The 23,256-nt window shown below is 45.9% G+C and carries 24 protein-coding genes; 8 read left to right on the forward strand and 16 right to left on the reverse strand.

All coding sequences use genetic code 11. The features are described from left to right. Positions 1 to 137: 137 nt before the first annotated feature. The 3 genes from FFL34_RS07770 to FFL34_RS07780 all read right to left on the reverse strand — a co-directional run bounded on the left by FFL34_RS07770 (position 138) and on the right by FFL34_RS07780 (position 4,726). Positions 138 to 2,246: a (Fe-S)-binding protein gene (locus FFL34_RS07770; protein WP_138602938.1), complete on the reverse strand. Its 2,109-nt coding sequence runs from the start codon at positions 2,244 to 2,246 to the stop codon at positions 138 to 140. Positions 2,247 to 2,612: 366 nt separating this feature from the next. Further along, positions 2,613 to 4,286, reverse strand: coding sequence for an arginine--tRNA ligase (gene argS / locus FFL34_RS07775; protein ID WP_138602939.1), 1,674 nt, complete (start codon positions 4,284 to 4,286; stop codon positions 2,613 to 2,615). Further along, entirely contained in the window at positions 4,283 to 4,726 is a 444-nt protein-coding gene (locus FFL34_RS07780) for a YwiB family protein (RefSeq protein WP_138602940.1), read from the reverse strand. The genes argS and FFL34_RS07780 overlap by 4 nt, the downstream gene beginning before the upstream one ends. 99 nt (positions 4,727 to 4,825) lie before the next feature. Between FFL34_RS07780 and FFL34_RS07785 the strand changes: the two genes are divergently transcribed. The 3 genes from FFL34_RS07785 (at position 4,826) to FFL34_RS07795 (ending at position 7,908) form a co-directional block, all read left to right on the forward strand. After that, the gene (locus FFL34_RS07785; RefSeq protein ID WP_138602941.1) at positions 4,826 to 5,359 is read left to right on the forward strand and encodes a ribosomal eL19 family protein; all 534 of its coding nucleotides are present in this window, start codon (positions 4,826 to 4,828) and stop codon (positions 5,357 to 5,359) included. Further along, positions 5,356 to 5,751: a hypothetical protein gene (locus tag FFL34_RS07790; protein ID WP_171046324.1), complete on the forward strand. Its 396-nt coding sequence runs from the start codon at positions 5,356 to 5,358 to the stop codon at positions 5,749 to 5,751. The genes FFL34_RS07785 and FFL34_RS07790 overlap by 4 nt, the downstream gene beginning before the upstream one ends. A gap of 84 nt (positions 5,752 to 5,835) precedes the next feature. After that, a complete protein-coding gene (locus tag FFL34_RS07795; RefSeq protein WP_138602943.1) occupies positions 5,836 to 7,908 on the forward strand; it encodes a transglycosylase domain-containing protein in 2,073 nt (690 codons plus the stop codon). Positions 7,909 to 8,253: 345 nt separating this feature from the next. On the opposite strand, the gene FFL34_RS07800 is transcribed toward FFL34_RS07795, so the two are convergent. The 3 genes from FFL34_RS07800 to FFL34_RS07810 form a co-directional block, all read right to left on the reverse strand. Next, positions 8,254 to 8,778, reverse strand: coding sequence for a YwhD family protein (locus tag FFL34_RS07800; RefSeq protein WP_138602944.1), 525 nt, complete (start codon positions 8,776 to 8,778; stop codon positions 8,254 to 8,256). Positions 8,779 to 8,882: 104 nt separating this feature from the next. After that, positions 8,883 to 9,383: a YwgA family protein gene (locus FFL34_RS07805; RefSeq protein ID WP_138602945.1), complete on the reverse strand. Its 501-nt coding sequence runs from the start codon at positions 9,381 to 9,383 to the stop codon at positions 8,883 to 8,885. 95 nt (positions 9,384 to 9,478) lie between these two features. Continuing rightward, a complete protein-coding gene (locus FFL34_RS07810; RefSeq protein ID WP_138602946.1) occupies positions 9,479 to 10,786 on the reverse strand; it encodes an HD domain-containing protein in 1,308 nt (435 codons plus the stop codon). A gap of 247 nt (positions 10,787 to 11,033) precedes the next feature. Between FFL34_RS07810 and FFL34_RS07815 the strand changes: the two genes are divergently transcribed. Continuing rightward, positions 11,034 to 11,912: a lipoate--protein ligase family protein gene (locus tag FFL34_RS07815; RefSeq protein ID WP_138602947.1), complete on the forward strand. Its 879-nt coding sequence runs from the start codon at positions 11,034 to 11,036 to the stop codon at positions 11,910 to 11,912. 107 nt (positions 11,913 to 12,019) lie between these two features. On the opposite strand, the gene FFL34_RS07820 is transcribed toward FFL34_RS07815, so the two are convergent. From FFL34_RS07820 to pta, 3 genes are all read right to left on the reverse strand, one after another. Further along, positions 12,020 to 12,607, reverse strand: a complete 588-nt coding sequence (locus FFL34_RS07820; RefSeq protein WP_138602948.1) for a histidine phosphatase family protein — start codon at positions 12,605 to 12,607, stop codon at positions 12,020 to 12,022. A gap of 118 nt (positions 12,608 to 12,725) precedes the next feature. Further along, complete coding sequence (locus tag FFL34_RS07825) at positions 12,726 to 13,265, reverse strand: hydrolase (protein WP_138602949.1); 540 nt, start codon at positions 13,263 to 13,265, stop codon at positions 12,726 to 12,728. Between the two features lie 181 nt (positions 13,266 to 13,446). Continuing rightward, complete coding sequence (gene pta, locus FFL34_RS07830) at positions 13,447 to 14,415, reverse strand: phosphate acetyltransferase (RefSeq protein WP_138602950.1); 969 nt, start codon at positions 14,413 to 14,415, stop codon at positions 13,447 to 13,449. 246 nt (positions 14,416 to 14,661) lie between these two features. Here pta and hemQ point away from each other — a divergent pair, with 246 nt between their 5' ends. The 3 genes from hemQ (at position 14,662) to FFL34_RS07845 (ending at position 16,938) form a co-directional block, all read left to right on the forward strand. After that, the gene (gene hemQ, locus FFL34_RS07835; RefSeq protein ID WP_138602951.1) at positions 14,662 to 15,402 is read left to right on the forward strand and encodes a hydrogen peroxide-dependent heme synthase; all 741 of its coding nucleotides are present in this window, start codon (positions 14,662 to 14,664) and stop codon (positions 15,400 to 15,402) included. 592 nt (positions 15,403 to 15,994) lie between these two features. After that, positions 15,995 to 16,372, forward strand: coding sequence for a spore coat protein GerQ (gene gerQ / locus FFL34_RS07840; RefSeq protein ID WP_411712369.1), 378 nt, complete (start codon positions 15,995 to 15,997; stop codon positions 16,370 to 16,372). A 314-nt stretch (positions 16,373 to 16,686) separates the two neighbouring features. Continuing rightward, positions 16,687 to 16,938, forward strand: coding sequence for a hypothetical protein (locus tag FFL34_RS07845; RefSeq protein ID WP_138602952.1), 252 nt, complete (start codon positions 16,687 to 16,689; stop codon positions 16,936 to 16,938). Here FFL34_RS07845 and FFL34_RS07850 read toward each other — a convergent pair. From FFL34_RS07850 to FFL34_RS07860, 4 genes are all read right to left on the reverse strand, one after another. Next, positions 16,933 to 17,301: a DUF423 domain-containing protein gene (locus FFL34_RS07850; RefSeq protein WP_138602953.1), complete on the reverse strand. Its 369-nt coding sequence runs from the start codon at positions 17,299 to 17,301 to the stop codon at positions 16,933 to 16,935. The genes FFL34_RS07845 and FFL34_RS07850 overlap by 6 nt on opposite strands. A gap of 30 nt (positions 17,302 to 17,331) precedes the next feature. Then, a complete protein-coding gene (locus FFL34_RS07855) occupies positions 17,332 to 17,616 on the reverse strand; it encodes a DUF5327 family protein (RefSeq protein ID WP_138602954.1) in 285 nt (94 codons plus the stop codon). A gap of 116 nt (positions 17,617 to 17,732) precedes the next feature. Beyond that, positions 17,733 to 17,867, reverse strand: a complete 135-nt coding sequence (locus FFL34_RS18790; protein WP_267900362.1) for a hypothetical protein — start codon at positions 17,865 to 17,867, stop codon at positions 17,733 to 17,735. A 148-nt stretch (positions 17,868 to 18,015) separates the two neighbouring features. After that, positions 18,016 to 18,318 (reverse strand): phasin family protein, encoded by a 303-nt coding sequence (locus FFL34_RS07860; protein ID WP_138602955.1) that lies wholly within the window; start codon positions 18,316 to 18,318, stop codon positions 18,016 to 18,018. Positions 18,319 to 18,583: 265 nt separating this feature from the next. Between FFL34_RS07860 and FFL34_RS07865 the strand changes: the two genes are divergently transcribed. Continuing rightward, positions 18,584 to 19,933, forward strand: a complete 1,350-nt coding sequence (locus tag FFL34_RS07865; protein ID WP_138602956.1) for a YjiH family protein — start codon at positions 18,584 to 18,586, stop codon at positions 19,931 to 19,933. Positions 19,934 to 20,085: 152 nt separating this feature from the next. On the opposite strand, the gene FFL34_RS07870 is transcribed toward FFL34_RS07865, so the two are convergent. The 3 genes from FFL34_RS07870 to ku all read right to left on the reverse strand — a co-directional run bounded on the left by FFL34_RS07870 (position 20,086) and on the right by ku (position 23,177). Next, positions 20,086 to 20,922, reverse strand: coding sequence for an SDR family oxidoreductase (locus FFL34_RS07870; protein ID WP_138602957.1), 837 nt, complete (start codon positions 20,920 to 20,922; stop codon positions 20,086 to 20,088). 86 nt (positions 20,923 to 21,008) lie between these two features. Next, positions 21,009 to 22,022: an acyltransferase family protein gene (locus FFL34_RS07875; protein ID WP_138602958.1), complete on the reverse strand. Its 1,014-nt coding sequence runs from the start codon at positions 22,020 to 22,022 to the stop codon at positions 21,009 to 21,011. Between the two features lie 312 nt (positions 22,023 to 22,334). Further along, positions 22,335 to 23,177: a non-homologous end joining protein Ku gene (gene ku, locus FFL34_RS07880; RefSeq protein WP_138602959.1), complete on the reverse strand. Its 843-nt coding sequence runs from the start codon at positions 23,175 to 23,177 to the stop codon at positions 22,335 to 22,337. Positions 23,178 to 23,256: the final 79 nt, after the last annotated feature.

Raw genomic sequence — 23,256 nt, forward strand, 5'->3', positions numbered from 1 at the left:
ACGCTCGCTCAATGATTGGTCAAAAGAGAGGAGGGGTTGCTCACCTCCTCTTTTTATCTAGGTATGCCGCGAGAGAACTTGGCCCGGGCCGCGCAACTTTCCCGGTTACCGGGCTTTATTCCAATAACTTTCTTCTGTTAGGCTGTTTGTTCTTCTTTCTCTGTAAAAACGGAAAGTGCTAGTATTTCGGCTACATCCATCGTGCTAACGTCTTCTTCTATTTCTTTGGCTTTCGTGCCGTCACTAAGCATGGTGAGGCAGAATGGGCATGCACTTGAAATCATCGTTGACTCGGTTTCCAGCGCCTGCTCGGTTCGGGCGACGTTGATCCGGTTTCCGGTTGTGTCTTCTGTCCACATCAGTCCGCCGCCAGCACCACAGCACATGCCATTTTCCCTGCTGCGGTCCATTTCTACCAAATCGAGACCCGGTATGGCTTTTAAAATTTCTCTTGGCGGATCGTACACACCGTTATATCTTCCTAAATAACAGGAATCGTGGTATGTAAGCCGCTGATTGATTTCACGCTGTGGTTTCAACTTACCATTCATCACCAAATCATAGAGCATTTGTGTATGGTGGTAGACTTCTGCTTCAAAGCCGAAATCCGGGTATTCATTTTTGAAAATATTGTACGCGTGTGGATCAATCGTAACAATCTTCTTTACATTATGTTTCTCAAATTCTTTGATATTTTTCTCCGCAATTTCCTGGAACAAAAATTCATTCCCAATCCGACGTGCGGTGTCACCGGAGTTTTGTTCCTTGTTACCAAGAATCGCAAAGCTTATTCCGGCCTGATTCATTAATTTAGCGAATGCAAGTGCGATTTTTTGACTGCGGTTGTCAAATGATCCCATTGAACTGACCCAGAAGAGATATTCAAAATCTTTGTCCTCTTTTTTCAGTTCTTTTATTGTCGGGATGTACGCATCTTCATCCTGCTCGCGCCATTTGATGCGGTCTTTTTTCGACAGCCCCCAAGGATTGCCTTGCCGTTCAATGTTCATGACGGCACGCTGAGCATCCGGGTCCATTTTCCCTTCTGTCATAACCAGATAACGGCGCATATCGATAATCGTGCCGACGTGCTCATTCATGACCGGGCATGCATCTTCACAGTTGCGGCACGTCGTACAGCCGGCAAGTTCTTCTTCTGTAATCACATCACCGATCAGGCTGACATCCGCCATGCCTGCCGCCGCTTCATTGGCTCCTTTACCGGCGAGCCGATTGCCTTTCGTTCCGGAAAAAGCATAGGAAGGAACCCATGGCGATTTGCCCGTAACAGCTGCTCCTTTTTCTGTGAGATGGTCGCGGACTTTAACCATAATATCCATCGGTGACAGCATTTTGCCGGTGCCTGATGCCGGACAGACATCGGTACAACGCCCGCATTCCACACATGCGTAAAAGTCAATCATCTGATGTTGCTCAAAATCTTCCACCTTACCAACGCCAAAAGAAATCTCATCTTCGTCTGCTTCCTCATCAATATCAAAGTCTATTTTTTTCAGTTTGCCAGGTACCTGTTTGCTTAAAAAGACATTAATAGGCGCGGCAATCAAGTGTGCGTGCTTGGACTGCGGCACGTAAACTAAAAATGCCAGTATGGTAATCGTATGAATCCACCAGAAACAATAGAACAACACCATAGCAGCTGTTGGCCCTAGCCAGCCAAATGCAGTAGCTACCAAACTGGCGACAGGCTCTGTCCATGTTGCCGCTTCACCGTGCCAAATCATCGCCATCCCATTTCCAAGTAGTACGGATAGCATTAATGTGGCAATAAATAATAGCACAAGACCCGCTTTGAATCCGCGCTTCAGACGGACAAGTTTTTCAATATAACGGCGGTAAAACGCCCACACGACAGCTACCAGAATCATTAATGTGACAAGTTCCTGGAAAAATGTGAACCCTGGATACAGCGGGCCAAACGGTAAATGACTTTCCGGCGCAAGCCCCTTTACAAACATATCAATGGCGCCGAACTGCACAAGTATAAATCCATAAAACATCATCACATGAATCGTTCCGGACTTCTTATCTTTCAACAGTTTTGACTGGCCAAAAACAATTTTACCTACACGGCGGAAACGCGCTTTAAAATCCCGGTCAAACTCGGACTTTTTTCCAAGTTTAATATAGGAGACACGTGTCGCTACTACTTTGGCAAATAAGTATACGCCATAGATAACAATTGCCGTGAATGCCAACCAGTTGATTAGTAAAAATGTGTCCATCGTTCGCTCCCCCTTTGTCATAGTATAACGGAAAATGATAGCGATTGCATTTTTTTGAAAATAAAATCGCCTGTACGATATATATGATTCTATTACTACTTTATATGATGAGTGATCATTCAGTCAACTCAGAACATGATGACAAATTGGTATAGTCATTGAATTTAGATTCGACTCGAGCCGCGCGAGTTTCCTGATTTTCGCGAGCGTTTTGGCTCGGGCCGCGCGAGTTTCCTGATTTTCGTGAGCGTTTCGGGCCCGGCCGCGCGACTTTCTCGATTTTCGCGAGCGTTTTGGCTCGGGCCGCGCGAGTTTCAACATGTAAAAAAACTTGCAGAGGTGCGGTACCTCTGCAAGTTTTTTTAGTTACATTTTTTCTGGTGCGGTGATGCCGATCAGTTTAAGGCCATTGGCAATGGTGGTCCGGACTGCTTTCATGAGTGCGATGCGTGCTTTTGTGCGCTCCGGATTGTCCGGATCAAGCACTTTTTCCGCGTTGTAGAAACTGTGCAGCTGGGACGCCAGGTCAAAGACATACTGCGGCACTTTATGCGGTGCGTGTTTTTCGGCAGCATCGGCGACAGCTTGCGGGAATTCCCCTAATTTTTTCAGCAGATCGACTTCTTTTTCTGCGGTCAGAAGGCTGGCATCGAAGGATTCACTATCAGCCAAGCCTTTTGCTTCCGCCTGCTTGAGCATGGTGCAAATCCGGGCGTGTGCATACTGGACATAATAGACCGGGTTGTCATTTGATTCGGATCGTGCCAAATCAAGGTCAAAGTCAAATTGGGTGTCATTGGACCGCATGACGAAAAAGTAGCGTGTCGCATCCACGCCGGCTTCTTCCATCAAATCCCTTAGTGCAACAGCATTGCCTGTCCGTTTGCTCATGCGCAGTTTTTCCCCGCCTTCGAACAGGTTGACAATCTGGATAATTTTAACACCAAGTTTGTCTGCCGGATAACCAAGTGCCTGGATCGCTGCCTGCATCCTGGCGATATAACCGTGATGATCAGATCCCCAAACATTGATAATTTTATTGAACCCGCGCTCCAGCTTGTCTTTATGATAGGCGATGTCCGGTGTCAGGTACGTATAGCTGCCATCCTGTTTGACTAACACCCGGTCTTTATCGTCGCCGAAATCAGTCGAGCGGAACCATACAGCCCCGTCCTGTTCATAAACATAACCGCCATCGCGCAATGTTTCCACAGCCGCTTGTACTTTGCCGTCCTCATACAGCGACTGTTCGGAAAACCAGTTATCAAACTGCACGCCAAATTCGTTAAGGTCTTTTTTAATCTGATCGAGTGCATGATTGAGTCCGTATTCCCGGAAAAAGGAAAAACGATCAGATGCATCGGCGTCCACCCATTTGTCCCCGTGTTCTTCGGCTAGCTCCCGGCCAATCGCGGCCACATCATTCCCGCGGTATCCGTCCTCAGGCATTTCAGCGTCATGCCCGAGCGCCTGCAAGTACCGGACTTCAACGGATGTAGCCAGCTTATCAATCTGGTTGCCCGCATCGTTAATATAGTATTCCCGTTCCACGTCATAACCCGCCGCGTCCAATACATTGCAAAATACATCGCCGTACGCCGCACCACGAGCATGGCCAAGGTGCAGATCACCAGTCGGGTTGACGGATACAAATTCCACTTGCACTTTTTCGCCCTTGCCGGTATCGGTTCGGCCATAAGTCTCGCCGGCTTGTAAAATAGTCGGGATCAAATCACCGAGAAAATCATTTTTCATAAAAAAGTTGATGAATCCAGGTCCTGCCACTTCGACTTTTTCCACACTCGCTTTTGCCGTGTCGAGATTGGCTGTAATATCCTCAGCAATTAGCTTCGGCGCTTTTTTGGCGATGCGGGCTAGCTGCATGGCAATATTTGTCGCAAAATCACCGTGCGCTTTTTCTTTCGGTTTTTCGAGAATCACTTCCGGAATGTCTTCTTCGGCTGCCAAGCCTGCTTTTAGGACAGCCGCAGCAATTTCCTGTTTCAGTATATCTTCTGTCTGTGCCAACACGTTACTCATTCGGAGCCCTCCTTATTGCGTACGTTTAAGGTTAGTTGATGCGTTCGTTCCTCTTGTCCGTTCAATTTCACGGTATAATCAATCGTCAGCTGCCCGGCTTCCTGTAATGACGGTCGCTGATAGTTCATCCGTTTCGTATAAGTTTCCATATGTATATTGCCGTGCGGATGCTGATACACATTTTCCGTTGATCGGTACTGGCGGAACTGCTGATGCATAGCAACCGGCCCTTTCCGCTTAATACTCACCTTATCGTTATAAATGGTAATCATGTTGCTGACTTGTGATCCGTCATCCATTGTTTCATTAAAAGTCAGCACATCCATTTTTTCCTGTTGATAATAACGACCCATTTGCCTTACCGTATTGTACTCCATTTCGCCATTGTCAGCAATCGCTGTTCGTAGTTCAATGGCAACCTGTTTCGCATTGTCGTTCATTTCCAACCGCTCCTGCTTGATATAATTGTCTATTATAGCGATAAACCCCAGTGATTTCAATACAAAGACTAGTGTTGACAGTTCCACCCTCGGTAGTCGATGCTCGCCGCTATTCCGTCGATGCTCGACGCTATTCCGGTGATATCCACCTCTATTCCGGTGATGTCCACCGCTATTCCGTTGATGCTCACCGCTATTCCGTTGATGTGCGCCTCTATTCCGGTGATGCTCCTCCCTATTCCGTCGATGTCCGACGCTATTCCGTTGATGTGCGCCTCTATTCCGTTGATGTCCGACGCTATTCCGTTGATATCCACCGCTATTCCGGTGATATCCACCCCTATTCCGCTGATGTCCACCGCTATTCCGCCGATGTCCACCGCTATTCCGCCGATGTCCACCGCTATTCCGGTGATGTCCACCGCTATTCCGGTGATGCGCATCGCTATTCCGTTGATGTCCACCTCTATTCCGTCGATGGCCGACGCTATTCCGTTGATGTGCGCCTCTATTCCGTCGATGCATCTCTATTCCGTCGATGGCCGACGCTATTCCGGTGATGCTCCCCACTATTCCGGTGATATCCACCTCTATTCCGTCGATGTGCGACACTATTCCGCACTATTCCGTTGATATTGACCCTTATTCCGTTGATGTTCCCCGCTATTCCGTTGATATTGGCCCTCATTCCGTTGATGCTCCCCCCTTATTCCGTTGATGTTCCGCACTATTCCGTTGATATTGACCCTCATTCCGTTGATGTTCCCCGCTATTCCGTTGATATTGACCCTCATTCCGTTGATGTTTCCCGCTATTCCGTTGATATTGGCCCTTATTCCGTTGATGTTCCCCGCTATTCCGGTGATACCCACCGCTATTCCGTCGATACCCGCCGCTATTCCGTTGATGTCCGCCACTATTCCGTCGATGTCCACCGCTATTCCGCCGATGTGCACCGCTATTCCGTCGATACCTGCTGCTCAGCAACCGGACTCTTGACCCGCCTGGATGGTTCCACTTTATAAAGATGAACGAACCGGCGTTTAATTCCGTTCATTTTTTCCCATAATGGAACTAGCTAGAAATCTGTCGAAAATGGGGCATGTGATATGCGGAATTTATTGCGGCTGCGCAGAGGCAAAAAAGGAAAAAAACGGTTAGCTTATCTGCTGCCGCTTTCGATTTTAACGGTGGGGATTGCACTGATCATCGGGGTTTATGCGGTCAGTTTTTTGCTTGGTCCCCCACCGTTGGCCAATGACCAAAACACGATTTATTACGGAATCAATGGGAATGTCATCGGTGAAGAGCGCGGTGCACAAAACCGTTATTGGGTAGGTCTGGATGAGATGCCGGCAAATCTAATCAATGCAACTTTGGCAATTGAGGATAAGCGTTTTTACGAGCATAACGGGTTCGATTTGATGCGGATTGCGAGTGCGGTTGTGTCTGATATCAAAAGTTTTTCCCTGAAAGAGGGGGCGAGCACACTTACCCAGCAATATGCTCGGAATTTGTATTTATCCCATGAAAAAACGTGGCTGCGCAAACTTAAGGAAGCGTTTTACACGATAAGGCTGGAAATGCACTATTCCAAAAAGGAAATTCTCGAGGGATATTTGAACACCATTTATTACGGACATGGCGCATATGGCGCGGAGGCAGCCAGTAGGCACTTTTTTGATAAACCGGCGGATAACCTTACATTGGCAGAGGCCGCGATACTTGCCGGTATTCCAAAAGGGCCTGCCTATTATTCACCATTCAATAACCTGGAAAACGCTGAACAACGGCAGGACGTCATTCTCGATCAGATGCTTGCAAACGGTTATATAAGCAAACAGGAACGGCGTCTTGCCACACGGGAAAAGCTCACCTTTACGGATGCACAAGAACGAGAGCGTGTGCCGGTTGCCCCGTATTTTCAGGATGCGGTGCTCAAAGAAGCGGCATCCATTTTAAATCTTGATTCGGAAAAAGTGCGCTCTGGTGGGTATGAAATTTACACAACACTTGATAAACATATGCAGAAGCAGCTGAAACAACATGCATCCGACGTCATTCGGTCCGGGAGTGATATCCAGCTCGGTGCCATGGCTATGAATCCTGACACAGGCGGCGTCCGTGCACTCGTTGGTGGCCGGGACTATACGAAAAGCCAATTCAACCGGGCAATGCAGGCTAAGCGGATGCCGGGTTCTTCCTTTAAACCATTTTTATACTATGCAGCACTGAAGAACGGCTACACACCCACCACGATGCTCATGAGCAAACCAACTGCATTCAGACTGGAAAACGGCAAAGTCTATCAGCCAAGCAACTACAACGGCTATTATGCCGATAAACCTATTTCACTTGCCCAAGCGCTGGCACTGTCGGATAACGTCTATGCCGTAAAAACCAATCTGTATCTTGGTCCGCAAAAATTGGTTGAAACAGCGCGCAAATTCGGGATTGAGAGTAAGCTGCCGGCGGTTCCCTCTCTAGCGTTGGGCAGTGCTGCGGTATCAGTGGAAGAAATGGTGACCGGCTACGGCATGCTGGCTAATGGCGGCCACCGAATCGATAGCCACACGGTGATGAAGATTGTGAACAAAAACGGAAAGACGGTATTTGAGCGGGACAATACGGATGGAGAGCAAGTGCTTGATCAGCAGACGGCATTTGTGCTGACACAACTTTTGACCGGTATGTTCGATCATGCACTTGATGGCTACATGCAGGTAACCGGAGCTAGTGTTGCTAATCAGCTGAGCAGGACCTATGCCGGTAAGTCAGGAACAACCAATGCAGACAGCTGGATGATCGGCTACAGCCCGTCGCTGGCGGTTGGCGTGTGGACCGGGTATGACGACAATAGGCAAATGGTTAAAACAGCCGAAAAGACCTACGCCAAAAACATATGGGCATCCTTTATGGAAGACGCACATACAGAAACCGCTGCAAAGCAATTTCAGGAACCTCCAGGGGTCACAGGTATTGCGATTGATCCTGACAGTGGCAAGCGAGCAACCCCTTATTGCGAGGATAGCCGGGTAATGTATTTTGAAAATGGAACAGCACCAAAGGAATATTGCAAGCTCCACATGCCAGAAAATAAGCAGCAGCCAGAAGAAGATAATAAAAAAGATCAACACGATAAAAAGGGTGTGTTCAAAAGAATAGTCGACTTTTTGTTTTGACACATAACCGAGGTGGCAGGCCCGAGCTGAAACTCGCGCGGACCGGCCAGAAACTTGCGCGATAATCGAAAATCTCGCGTGGCCAGAGCCACAACTCGCGCGGCCCAGCACGAATCTCGCGCGAAAACCGAAAAACTCGCGCGGCACAAGCTGAAACCCCGCAAAGGCTATACTTTCTAACGTTACAAGCAAAAAGAGCTGACTCCCGGCAATGCCTTCAATGGAGTCAGCTCTTTCTGTGTCCTAGTAATACATGTGTTAGTCCATGTACACTTATTTTACAAATTTCCACCAAAAAGTACAAGCGGAAAAATAATTGTTCACCATTCAGTCACAAAATGTTCACTAATTCGGAAGGGCATCTTTTAATTCTGCGGAAGCATTCTCCCACATCTCACCGCCTTCAAAATTAGCAAGAAAGTCTTTCAGAAGTTTTTTGGAATGGTCATCCATATGTTGAACCATAACTTTGCCCTTCAATGATTTCTCCATATGTTTTACATGTTCCGGCATTGATTTAAATGCACGTTTGATGGAACGGTCAACAATGATTTGACTGCCGCATACACCAGCAAAGTACGGACCATGCTCTCCTTTTTCAACCGTTACCCAAACGATCCAGTACAGTTTACCGTTGGCGACAACATCTCTGTCCGATTGAAATTTGACACGGCGCTCCACTTCACTGCGCCCATGCATCGCACCCATGTCAACAAACGCACGATCGTCATTTGGATCAATGATGACCGGGGACATATTTTCCAGACTGATGGATCCGATGCCATAGCCGCCATGGCCGTCATTTGGATCATCTTTAATAATATTGAACTGATTACTTTTCTTTTGGTTGGAAGATTGCTCAGAACTCATGTCAAAACCCTCCTGCAATATAGTGCATCCCATTGTAGCATATGGCGTGTCCGTTTTCATCTGATGCCCACTGCATCAGGTAAAGGCGCGTCTGCTCGGAAGAACTACTGCAACGGGCGGATGGTCCTAATAAACCGGAACGCCTCGTCCAATTCCGACTGTGAGTAGTTTTGCTTCGGTTTGACCGTATGCACTTTTTCCACTGCTTCGTCACGGCTCAGTCCGTCAAAATAAAGAATCGTCGAGACAAGCTCGAGAAAGCGGGAACTCTTTTCCTTTAGCATGGCGATTTGCTCAGTCATTTCCGGCATGTCCATCTGGAACTGACGTAAGAAGTCCAGTCCATCCCCTGTTATCTGGTAGTGATACTGAAAATAGTTGCTCTTTTCTTCTTTCCGTTCGGTTAAAAAGCCAAGGTTGCAGAGCTCCTCCGTCCTTAATGACAGTTCCTCCGAATACGGTCCGTAAAAATGAAACTGGTATTTTTCCTCGAATGGAAAGTCGCATTTTTGCAATATATAAATCATCTTCTGCAGTTTTTTTCGTCCGGTTACTTCCTTTGCTTCGGAAAAAAATTGCATCAGCTTGGCGTGGTCAGTCAGCATGATATTTCGCTCCTTTAATAGATTCTGTTCGCTCACTTATATACAAATGTCGTGATGCTTATGTATCCGCGGCTATCAAGCAGTTCCGGCGATAATCACCTGCGCAAGTCAAGATGTAGGAGTTCTGCAATCCGTTTTTTGGCAGGTTGCTCAGCAGGCAGCTTTTGCAGCATGTCTGCCGGATAATACAGTTTATGGTCCGTACGCTTTTTCCCGGATATGGACTCAACGATATCAGAGTTGCGGGACAGCTCCATTAAGCTACCATTCGGCATCAGTAAGTGAATCGGCAGGCGTTCTTCCTCTTCACCAGGGCGGTAAAAGTCGTACGGCAGATCTGATGAGGAGTCGACTTCCAAGTAATAATCCGGGTCAATGCCCACCTCTTGGAACAATCGATGAAGCTCCATCCACTCATTCATTTGCTGGTTCGGGTTAAATTCAATGTACTTAAACAGGCGCCGGTTCACAAACCGCTCGCACAAATCACACAGAATGGGGTCATCCTCTTCCTGCCAAAGTTGGAAATAATAGGTAACCACTGCCTCGTCCAACTTCAGATAATCGCGTAGGCCGACCGATTCATTAAAAAAGGAAATGAAATGAATTGGCTTCAACTTGAATACATAATCCTGTTCATACAAATACTTGGCACGATGCAGGATTTTTGACAAAATCACTTCCGCACTCCGGGTCACCGGGTGAAAATACACTTGCCAGTACATCTGATAGCGGCTCATAATATAGTCCTCAACCGCATGCATGCCGCTCGATTTGATAACAACCTGATCCTCCAGCGGCCGCATGACACGCAAAATACGCTCCATGTCGAAGTGCCCGTAGCTGACACCGGTAAAATACGCATCGCGCTGCAAGTAATCCATCCGGTCGGCATCAATCTGGCTGGAAATAAGGCTGACAACGAGCTGGTCCTCATAGGTCTTGTCAATTACATCAGCTACTTTTTGGGAAAATCCGGGTTCAACCCGCTCCAGAATGCGGTGAACTTGCGTGTCTCCGAGGATAATCTGTTGGGTGAAATGCTCATGATCCAGTTTGAATACTTTTTCAAAGGAATGAGAGAACGGGCCGTGCCCCAAATCATGTAAGAGTGCAGCACACAGGCAAAGCAGCCGTTCGCTCGCGTCCCAGCGCGGGCTATCTTCAAAATTCGTGATAATCCGCCGAACGATTTCATAGACACCGAGCGAGTGATTAAACCGGCTATGCTCGGCACCGTGAAACGTCAAATACGTTGTCCCGAGCTGCTTGATCCGTCTTAAGCGCTGAAATTCCGGTGTAGCAATCAAATCCCAGATCACCCGGTCATTGACATGAACATAGCGGTGCACCGGATCTTTGAAAACTTTTTCCTCATGCAATTGTTCATCTTTGTACGGCATATTTTCACCTGTTTCTATTCGGCAATTTGGTTTATATTATATAATAGATTCACGAGAGTTAAAAGAGGTTGTTCAAAAGGTCCGGTAAAAATGACGCTTCGAAATTCTTCGTTGGCTTGTTTCTTCGCTGCTCATGTATCTAATAGCATACATTCCGCTGCTCGAAACTACACCGCCTCGAACTTCTCGGTCCTTTTTATCCTCCCTTTTAAACACAGACTAAAAGGATAGACTAAAGGAGTACACTATGAAAAACTGGAAAGAAGTCGTGCACCACACGACATTTCGTTACCTTGACCATACTGAAAAGAATTTTTTCCACGGGCAGGCATACACTGCGCTGACGTCGTTTGCTGTCGACGATGTGCTCGCACTTTCTGCTGCCGGTACGAATGCTAATCCGGCGCTCCGGCTCTGGGTGCATCCGGATACGGTTGTGTTAGGCATTCCGGATGCACGCCTACCGCATCTGGAGGAAGGAATCCAGCTATTGTCGAACCACGGTTATCGTGCCATTGTTCGCAATTCCGGTGGGCTGGCGGTTGCCTTGGATACAGGTGTCTTAAACATTTCCCTCGTCCTGCCCGATGTTAGAGGGTTGTCCATCCACGACTGTTACGAGGCGATGGTTAGCTTTATTCAATATATGTTGCGCGACCTCACCGATGCGATCGAAGCATATGAAATTGTCGGATCTTACTGTCCCGGCGACTATGACTTAAGCATTAACGGACGAAAATTTGCCGGCATCTCCCAACGCCGGGTAAAGGACGGGGCTGCTATTCAAATTTATTTGGATGTGGAAGGAAAAGGCCGCGAGCGTGCAGAACTGATTCGGGATTTTTATGATGTGGCAAGGAAAGAAGAAGAAACATCATTTGACTATCCGGAAATTAATCCGAGTGTGATGGCCTCGCTGTCGGAACTGCTCGGCATCAAGCTGACCGTTGACGACATGAAACAACGGGTCCTAAACGCATTGGAAGATGTGAGCGAAGAATTAGTAAGTAATGACTTTTCCGAAGACGAATTAGTACAATTTGAAAAGCGGTATGAGCAGATGGTGAAACGGAACGAGAAAACCGGGATGAATGGACAAGATTCTCGTTCAGGAAGAAAAGACTAATATTGAGCTGATCCATGTTTTGGGTTGGGCCGCGCGACTTTTTCCATTTTCGCGCGACTCTCGCCCCGGGTCGCGCGAATTCCGGCTCCAGCGCCTTTGTTCAAATATCATTTATGGATTTGTTCTAGGTGCTTCGTGCAGTTAAGATATTCAAGCTTCCAGCCGTCGTCACCTGAAGTGATACAGCTTACTGATGTGTTGGCTAGCAATGTTTGCGTATCTATTTCCGGTATGAGATAGGTTAATAGTTGTTTTAAAAAGGTGCCGTGGCTTACGATTAAAATATTTTCGCCTTCATGTTTTGCTGCCACTTCATCGAGAAATGACATGCCGCGTTCGACCATGCGTTCTCTCGTTTCCAGCCCTAAATCAAGCGATCTCCAGTCAGGTCCCCATGTTGCGGTGCGTTCTTCTTCGGTCATTCCTTCAATCCGGCCGCAGTCGCGTTCCCGAATCCTTTTATCAACATGAAGTTCCACCTTTCCGATGGCTCGTGCAACGGCCTCGGCGGTTTGTTTTGCTCTGGTTAGGTCGCTGGCATAAATGACGTCCCAATTTTCCGTGCAAAGTCGAGCGGCTGCCTGTTCGGCTTCCCTTATGCCTTGTGCATCAAGCGGCACATCGGAGTTTCCTTGTGCCCGTCCTTGTTTATTCCAAAGTGTCGTGCCGTGCCGGACAAAACCAATTGTCGTCATGTCTCTCACTCCAAATCGTTATGCTATGATCAGTATAACATATCGTTGTCGTACTGAACCCGATGCAGCATGATCAGCTGCTCATTAACGTGATAGATGCGAATTTTTTCCGACTAATCTATTTAATTATCTTCAACACTTGTTTAAATGTATCTGTTCCCGCTACTTCCATTAATTCATATAGCGCCATTTCCACGCTCGTACCTTTAATACCGGCCTGTTCCATTGCCTGGATGCCGATTTGTCTGTCGGAAGCAGTTCGTGATGACACAGCATCTTTAACGAGATGGACGTCATAATTCATCGTATGCAGCTCCATTGCCGTCTGATAGACACAAACATGTGCCTCTACCCCGGCTATGAGTGCCTGGCCGCGTCCAGTTGATTGGAGCTTGCTTATGAACGTGTCGTTTTTACATGCGCTGAACGTCATTTTGGGGATTGGTTTTAAGCCATTAAGATATTGAACTAGCTCCGGGACCGTTTCCCCCAACCCTTCCGGATATTGCTCCAACCAAATAATGGGGATGTCTAGAACTTGAAGTCCCCTAATCAGTTTTTCTAATTGACCCAGCACCCGCTCACTGTCCACCACAGTTCGAGCGAGCTTACCCTGAACATCCACAAGAACAAATACCGTATCTTCTTTTTGCAACAACCACCATCCACCCTCTCCTATATTGCTTTACGCTTTATACCTTTACATCGGTCATGCGTCAATCGCGCCCATACTAAATGTATAAAAACCGCCTCATCTCAGAATTCATACCACCATATATATTTCATTACTCATATCGATATAACAAAAGCGCACAGCTTAACTGTACGCTTTTGTCCTATCATGCCTGCGTTGCCGTAATCAATGCCAGATTGTACACATCTTCGGCGCTACAGCCGCGTGACAGGTCATTCACCGGTTTGTTCAGCCCTTGCAAGATTGGGCCAACCGCTTCGAAATTGCCAAGCCGCTGTGCGATTTTATAACCGATATTACCTGCTTCCAGGCTCGGAAAAATAAACACATTCGCATCGCCCTTCAGCACAGAGTCAGGGGCTTTTTTAGCGGCGACGTCCGGAACAAAGGCCGCGTCAAACTGGAATTCTCCGTCAATCACAAGCGATGAATTTTTCTCTCGCGCCAGATTTAGCGCCTCGACAACCTTGTCTGTTTCCTCCGATTCAGCAGATCCTTTCGTGGAAAAACTGAGCATGGCGATACGCGGATCTACATCAAACAGTTTGGCTGTATTGGCACTTTCAACGGCGATCTCCGCCAAATCCTGGCTGTCAGGGCTCATATTAATCGCGCAATCAGCGAAAACATATTTTTCATCACCCCGGACCATGATAAACACGCCGGATGTTTTCTTAACGCCTTCTTTCGTCTTGATAATCTGTAGCGCCGGACGGACAGTATCAGCAGTTGAATGAACCGCGCCGCTGACAAGCCCATCCGCTTTGCCCATATAGACCAGCATCGTGCCGAAATAATTTTCATCGCGGAGAATGTCTTTTGCCTCGTCGGCTGTCACTTTGCCTTTGCGGCGTTCGGCAAACGCGTCAACCATTTCAGTAAAACCTGCATCATCGCTCGGATCTATCCATTCGCACTGGGATACATCAACACCGGCTGCTTTCGCCTTGCTGCTGATTTCCTGCTCATTTCCCAATAATATAGGTGTAACGATTCCTTTAGCAGCAAGCTGTTCAGCCGCTGTCAAAATCCTTTCGTCCAGTCCTTCAGGGAAAACAATCCGTTTATTCCTCTCTTTCAGTCGTCCTTCTATTTCATCAAAAAGATTGCTCATGCTAAGAACCTCCTATTCATACAACGATACACTTCTATCATAAGCGAATTCCTGTCCTATGAAAACAATTTTGATAAGCATATGGTGATTAAAATGACAGGCATATCATTTTCATGCTTATCGTACCCTAAATATGATATAGTTAAAACATGTACAATTAGTCACTGTAATGATTATCGATACATCAGTGAAGCAGCCAATCCGAAAGTAACATATCGGAACTTACTAATGAAGGAGAGATTTACTATGGCAGCTGAAGCGGTTAAAACATTGGACGGGTGGTATTGCCTACATGACATGCGTACCGTGGATTGGACTTCTTGGAAAATGGCATCCAGCGAGGAACGTGATGAAGCCATTCAGGAATTCAAAAACTTGCTGACAAAATGGGAAGAAGTCGAAACAGCGGAAAAAGGCAGTCACGTTCTTTACAACGTTGTCGGCCAGAAAGCGGACTTAATGTTCATGTTTTTGCGCCCGACGATGAACGAATTAACGGACATTGAAACAGAATTCAACAAATCAAAATTTGCCGAGTTTCTGCGCCCTGCTCATTCGTATGTTTCCGTTGTTGAAATTTCACAATATGGTGGGAAAACTTCAGCAGATGATCCAAAAGTCCGGGAGCGGCTTTACCCAATATTACCAAAATGGGAGCATATGTGCTTCTACCCGATGGATAAACGGCGTGAGGGAGATGAAAACTGGTACGCGCTTGATTTTAAGGAACGGGCAAAACTACTTTACGAACATTCCAAAACCGGGCGCCAATATGCTGGTGAAATCAAGCAGATTATTACTGGTTCATTTGGTTTTGACGATTGGGAGTGGGGTGTGACCTTATTTGCACACGACGTGCTCCAGCTGAAAAAAATCGTCTATGAAATGCGTTTTGACGAAGTGAGTGCCAAATATGGCGAGTTCGGAGCGTTTTTTGTCGGTAATCATCTTGCCAAGGATGCCATTGACGCCTATTTGCAAGTATAAATATTGAAATGAAGAACCGGTACTGTTGCCGGTTCTTTTTTTAAAGGTTAGGAAAGTAAAATGATCACCATCCTCCCAATAGACATATGTCACCCCTAAAGTGTCGACCATTAGCCCAATTTGTCAAAAAACCACATACATTAGTATCCGGTCCATTGTCATCATTTCCTTTTCGCCCACATATAGATATCTAGGAAAGTAAATCATCTTAAACATGGTGACATGAGAAGGCGTTGATGCGGCAGTAATCCGATACACAAGAAAGACGGCCAATTTATGATGGTTTTAACTGAGTGGTGCATATCCAGCGCAATGGTCCAGAGAAACAATCTTATGAAAAAATAAATCCCATCGCTTTATGCACCGCTCTCAACGGAGTGTCCCAACGTATATTATCAACAGGAGGTTTTCATATGAGTGAAAATTATTATGACCCAAACCCTTATCAGGCGTATCCATCCTTCTATTTTCCAACGGCGTCACCTGCTTATTATCCGGCTTATGACCCAAGACAATTTCCGCAATACGACAGCAGTATGAGCAGCAGGTACCGCAATATGAGCAGCAACAGTTCCCACAATATCAGCAGCAGATGCCGCAGTATCAACAGCAACAATTCCCGCAATACCAGCAGATGCCACAGTATCAACAAATGCAGCCGCCGGCACAGCAAACAATGCTCCCGTCAGAACAATCCTATATTGAAAACATTCTGCGGTTGAATGAGGGAAAAACAGCCACCGTTTATATGACATTTGAAAATAATGAACAATGGAATGCAAAAATCTTTAAAGGGATTGTCGAGGCGGCCGGAAGGGATCACATTATTCTCAGTGATCCAAAGACAGGGAAACGGTATTTATTACTGATGATTTATCTGGATTACATCACCTTTGACGAGGAACTTAATTATCAGTATCCATTTAACGGTGGACAAATAACTCAACAACCGACGCGCGAAGACACATAAGCCAGGTCGACATACCTACCGAGGAGTCCATACCGCGTTGGACTCCTCCTTTTCCTTTACACGATCATATACACCCGCAATCGACTAGGCGCCCGCATAAAACAGAGAAGCCGCGACAGCTTTACACTTGCAGTAAACGTGGTTATTTTCAAGAACGTTGTGTTAGTCGGCTCGGTAGTTCAATCCCCGCTCCCCCCTTTTATCTTACTTGATGAGCTTGAAGTGGGGGCCTTACCGCCAGTTGTTTGTGAAAATAAAAAGCGCCCGTCTCTAACTCGGGCGCTTGCTGATCAACAAGAGGGGATGTGGCTCATATGCAAAGTCCGTATGAAAAATACTTAAAGATGGAGCGCCTTACGCTTGGACTGGCTGTCGTGGTCGGTATTATTTCAATCATCCAAGGTAACCGATTCATTATCCTATGTAGCTTATATATACTTGGATATAGCATTTTTTGTGAAGGTGTCATTTATTTGAACACAAACTATAAGGATCTTGGTATCAAACAATTTATCAAAGCCGGTATGGTTGTGCTTCTGTCCACCATCCTGCTGTTCAAGCTATAAGTATTTCATAACGGCATAGCCAACGAGCACCCAGCCGATCAAAAAAGCGACACCACCAAGCGGGGTAATCATCGCGAATGTTTTCACACCGGTCACCGAATAGATATAGAGTGTGCCGGAGAAAAGAATGATTCCAATCAAAAACATCCAGCCAGCCCAAATCAGTCCACCATTCTGCCATTTGGCCAGCAGCAGTCCGACAGCCAACAATGCCATCGTATGAAACATCTGATAGTTCACAGCTTTTTCCCATGTGCCAAGTGCCTTTTCCGTAAGCTTACCTTCCAGGCCATGTGCCCCGAATGCCCCAAGCGCAACGGCCAGAAAGCCATTAATCGCTCCGAGTGCCAGAAATGCCTTCATATGTATGCTCCTCTCCGTCCCAGATGTATGTTAAAAGTCAAAAATAGAATCGCCATTTGCTCCGTCTTCTTCCAAAACTTTTCCCGTGGTCTCCCGTGGTGTGGGGGGAGTTGTTGTCCCGATCATCGCCTTCATTTCTTCAACAGTGAAATCACTTCCAGCTCCGGGTATGGATTCCTCCTCTAGCAGCAGTTCGCATAGCAGATGGATATTCGCAATATGTTTTTTCATAGCGCGTTCATCCCCGGTCAGCTGTTTTGCTTGTGCTAGTTCTTTCTGCATCTTCTGAATGATTGTATCATTTGTTACCGCCATGATTGCCACTCCTTTTACGTTACTACGTGTAACCAGTATAACATTGACGCTATCTGTTAACATATAAAAAGTCTTGGATATGCACCAAGACTTCCCCCAAGTTTTCCCCCTAAGTATTATACCTGTAGCCTCTTCTGTGATTCTTCTTTGTATTTCTCATAAACCCATCGCAGGAAGACAAGCTCTTTCTCTTGAAGTTTTCGGCCGAGCTGTTTTTCTGTGTCCTCCCGCACCTTCAGCAGATTATCCATAACGCTGCATCCCCCCTATAATGCTGTCACCGTTGCGGATCCTTTTACTCATTGTATCGTTAATGGTGCCAATAATCAATACGAAAGTGAAAATATACAAAATTAACTGATAACCGACACGTTTCAACATTTGGGTTCGAGCGATTTGTTATGCTTTTTCGTCAAGTTTCGCTTCGAGTTCGGCCATGCGGGATTCTAGCTTTTTAATGTCATCTTTTGTGACAAGCCCAAGATCCTTTGCAAGCTCCTGCATCTGCTCTTGACTTCTCGCATTCCATTCTTCCGTTTTTAATTCGCCTTTTTCCGTGAACTCATGCAGCATATTTTTGGCCTGGTCCTGTGTTAACTCCCCTTTATCTACTAAAGTCTGTAGCTTCTGTTCTAGCTTTTCCTTCCCGGTTACTGCTACCCCAAGTCCAAGAAGAAATCCCTTTTTAAAAAAGTCACTCATTTTTAAGTCTCCTTTTCCGAGTTTTGTTTAAGCTAATCATTTAAAATTTCCCTATTTATTAGTAAGTTAAACATAAACCATACAATAAAACAAAGAATTTCAAGAAACGGACACTATTATTCTACGATTCAAGGTGGACATTTATGCACTTTTAATATTTTTTCTCCCTATCTATGTCGAAAAAACAGATATGCATAATTATACTGGTCAGAAATAATCAAGTCCTTTATACTTAAAAGAAAGTCGCTTATTTAGGGGGAGCTTCATGGGGAAACGAACCTATCAACTAACAGATCATTTAAAATTCCTTATTCCATCGCTGCTAGGCATTTTCCTGTTCATGACCCCGGTCAGTACCGGTGATGGAATGACCATTCCGATTGCAGTCATGGCCGGCTGGGTGGAGTCACTGCTTAAGGATCAGCTTTCAGCTATTATGATGGTTATTATTATCGTTACAGCAATCTTGACCGTGCTCGCTAAAATAATAGGACCTGATGCCTTTAGGCGGACACCTTTTTTTCAGCAGCTATTTTATACAAGTAGCTTTTGGACCGTGACACGGGTGCTTGCGGCAGTATTTGCCGTAATGGTATTTTTCCGTATCGGGCCGGCTGCTATTTATAGCGATGCCACCGGACAAATGCTTCTGGGAGATTTATTGCACGTATTGTTTGCCGTTTTTTTATTTGCAGGACTGTTTTTGCCGTTATTAATGAATTACGGGCTGTTGGATTTATTTGGAACGTTGATGACCAAGATTATGCGACCATTATTCAAACTGCCCGGCCGTTCGTCCGTTGACTCGCTTGCCTCATGGGTTGGTGACGGGACAATTGGCGTATTAATGACGAGTAAGCAGTATGAGGATGGTTATTATACAAAGCGGGAAGCAGCCGTGATCGGTACGACTTTTTCCATCGTTTCCATTACATTCACATTAGTTGTTGTCAGTGAAGTAGGGCTCGGTGACATGTTCATCCCGTTTTATCTGACAGTAATCGCAGCCGGATTTATCGCGGCACTAATAATGCCACGAATTCCTCCACTGTCCCGGAAAGCAGACACATACATCACCGAAACGTCTGGTGGCATTAAGGAAGAAATTCCTGCAGGCTATAACAGTCTGACCTATGGCTATAAGAAGGCATTAGATAGAGCAAAAGGGGAAACAAGTATTTATAAACTCTTTAAAGAAGGCGCCCAAAATGTTCTGGACATGTGGATGGGAGTTGCGCCGATTGTTATGGCATTCGGCCTTGTTGCCTTAATCTTTGCAGAGCATACGCCCCTTTTTAGCTGGCTTGGCCTGCCGTTCATCCCACTTTTGGAACTGATGCAAGTTCCATTTGCTCAGGAAGCATCCGAAACAATCCTGATTGGGTTTGCCGATATGTTTTTACCAGCCATTATTGGATCTACCATTGAGGCGGAAATAACAAGATTTATCATCGCAGCACTATCGGTCACACAGCTAATTTATTTATCGGAAGTCGGAGGACTGCTGCTCGGTTCCAAAGTACCTGTTTCTTTTAAAGATCTGGCTATCATATTTTTGCAGCGGACGCTGATTACACTGCCAATCATCACGCTGTTCGCACATTTCATATTTTAAAAGAAGATACATTAGGCGGGCATCATCACGCCAAACAAAACACCCGGATTGATTAAACCACCGGGTGTTTTTGTTGTTTTATCTGGCTTTAACGGGGATAAATAGCCCGGCCCGGGGAGGAAAGTCGCGCGGCACAGGGCAAAACTCGCACTTTACGGTAGTGGGCGAAAGTGAAGGTTGGTTTCCTTTACTATTTTTTCAGTTGCCAGTGCTGTGTTTTTGGGAATTTCTTTGTCCGGTAATTCCTCTTTTTCTGCCCGTTGAACCAACTCTTTGTCATAACCAAGCGATTCCGCCATTCGTCGCATAAACGAATAAAAACTTGCCCTTTGATTAGGCCCGGCATGATAAACACCTGTCAATTCGTTCATTGCAAATGCCTTCACCGCAGCAGCCAGGTCGTCCACATGCACAAACGTTCGAATTAAGTCATCGCGATAAGCGGTCGTCTCCCCTTGGCGTAGTGATGTGAGCAATTGATTGGTACGTTCATCTCGCTTGCCGAGGCTATTTTTTCCGTAAATTGGGCCAGCCCGTAAAATCACGCAATTTATCAGATCATTTCTAATAAAACGCTCAGCCTTCACTTTTGCATTGGCATAGGTGCTTAACACATGTTCGTCGGGAAGTTTTGTAATCACACTATCCTCTGTATATGGACCATACCCATCTGCAAATACAAAGTCCGTTGAGATATACACCAGTTTTGTTTCTGGTGATAAATGATTGATTAGATGCAGCAGCCCCTCGTTGATTAACTCGTCTTCATAAGGGCCACTCATAACAGACCAGACAACAGCATCCGGCTGAATTTGTTTAAAAAATGCTGAAAATGATTCTGGCTCGTTTACATCAAGTTTATACAGATCATCGAACATGCCCGGATCGTCCAGATAGGTACCTATCACCTCCGTCTGTGGGTCGTTTTTCAACAATTGATAGATTGCCGAACCTGCATAGCCACTTGCGCCAAATACAATTATCTTCATTGCTTTCACCTTTCCTTTCCCAGATTGATAGTTTTACTGACCGGTCCACTTGTTCAGAAATGCAGCATGTGATCTGCTCAATCCTCCTATGCGCTCTTACTTGGCCGATTTTGTCTGTAACCGTTGCCCCGTTTCAGCATTGCTATTTTTCCTTCTACCAATGGCTGCCAAACACCCAGAACCGGCTTACTTGCGAGTATAAACACAATGCCAGCAGCAACCATGGCTAGCCCGAGAACGTCCATAACGTGATGAACGGCAAACAGATCTGCTTTTCGGAATAGCTGGATAAAAAATCCATGCAATAAATAAACATATAACGTGCGCCTGCCTAAATAAGTGAGCCGGCCGTGTCTGGATGGAACCCATGCCAGCACACTAGCAGCCATCAATCCGGACGTGACATAAACTAGTAATCTTGCAAATATTCCTAAATCAGGCATACCCAAATCATTATATGACTTGGAAGCAAGCAGCCAACCCGAATTGAAATCAGGCGCCAAATAAATGGCCGCTCCAATGACGGACATGACAACAAGTGCAGCAATTCGCACCCGCAGTCGCCTCAACCATCCCAATTGCTCGTTCGTCATCCAGTAGCCAAGAAGGAAAAATGGAAAAAACACAAACGTCCTTGACAAGCTAAACGTATGCCCAATTTCACCGAATAAGCCGACAATCAGACCAACGCCGACCGAAATAGCGATCCCCATCCCGGCAGGCACCCTTTTAAATAAAATCAACAGCATATGCCAGCTGAACAAACTAAACAAAAACCATAACGACCAATGCGGATAAAACATACCCGCCTGCCAGCTTCCCTTCCCAATTAAAAAGAAATAACCTGTATAAACCATTTGAAATATAACGTACGGGAGCAGCAGCTTTTTCATCAAGCCCGTAATATAAGTTATGTTCCCTGAACCTTTAGCAAAAAAACCTGACAGAAAAATAAATGCCGGCATATGAAACGTGTAAATCCATAAATACAATGTGTTCATTCCTGTCGACGCTGCTGTAAATGGCTGAATAACGTGACCAAACACAACCAAATAAACAAGCAGCAATTTCGCATTATCTACATAAGCATTCCGTTTCATTCCCCACACCCTTTGCGCTTTAATCATGCTGTTCAAACCATATATACCCGTTTTACTACAGCATTACGACAGGTGGACACCGCTTTTTGATGATTGTTAATGGAATGTAAGTGGAATGTAACCATCGGAAAAATTTTGTAAACTTGTAGGGACTCGTGAAACCCGGCTGGAGGTCGCGCGCATTGGGGCGAAACTCGCGCGATAACGGGAAAAGTCGCGCGGCACAGGCACAAACTCGCGCGAAAACCAGAAAAGTCGCGCGACCCGAGCCCAAACTCGCGCGATAATCTAATCGGTCTTCCTATCCCACGTTTATTTGGCGACTTTTTTCTTTGGGGCTGTTTTTTTGGCGGTCTTCCGTTTTGGTTTTGTCTTTTTATCGTCCTGGGCTCGGTCAAGCGACTTTTGCAAGGCGTCCATCAGATTGGTAACATTGTCGGGTTTTGGTTTTTCCTGAGCGGTTGTAACCTCGTCTTGATCTTTCTTTTCTTCAATCAGCTCCAGCAGCGCCGTGCGATATTCATCTTTGTATTTTTCCGGATCAAATGTTGCAGACAGTTGGTCAATCAGCATCTTTGCCGTATCCAATTCTTTTTCATCTGCATTATCTGCTTCCGGCACATTCGGGACATCCTTTACATCGCGGACTTCATCCGGATAATGAATCGTTTCGGCGACAAGAGTATTTTCATAAATGCGGATAACAGCCAATTGTTCTTTAGAGCGGATCATCATTTTGGCAACGCCGATTTTTCCGGTATCCTTCAATGCCGAGCGAAGAAGTCCATACGATTTTGCCCCGCCTTCATCTGGTGATAAGTAATAGCTTTTTTCAAAATAAATCGGGTCTATTTCGTCCAATTCGACAAAGTCCATGATTTCTACTGCTTTATCTTTTTGCTCCTTTTTGAGGTTCTCCAGCTCCTCATCGTCAAGCACAACAAATTTATTCTTGGCGTATTCGTATGCTTTCACAACCTCGTCATTTTCCACTTCCCGGTCACAGTTCGGGCAGACGCGCTCATATTTAATCGGTGTTTCGCATTCTTTATGGAGATTGCGCAATTTCACGTCTTTGTTTTCGGTTGCGGCGTGCATTTTCACCGGAATATTGACAAGTCCGAAGCTAATCGTTCCTTTCCACATCGTATGCATAGGGACTGCCTCCTTTTTTCAATTTTTACTGGCAGAAGTAAGTCACGTCCGTCCCACGTACCGGACGTGCTGAATGGAG

Source organism: Lentibacillus cibarius (assembly GCF_005887555.1).
GTDB classification, from domain to species: domain Bacteria; phylum Bacillota; class Bacilli; order Bacillales; family Amphibacillaceae; genus Lentibacillus; species Lentibacillus cibarius.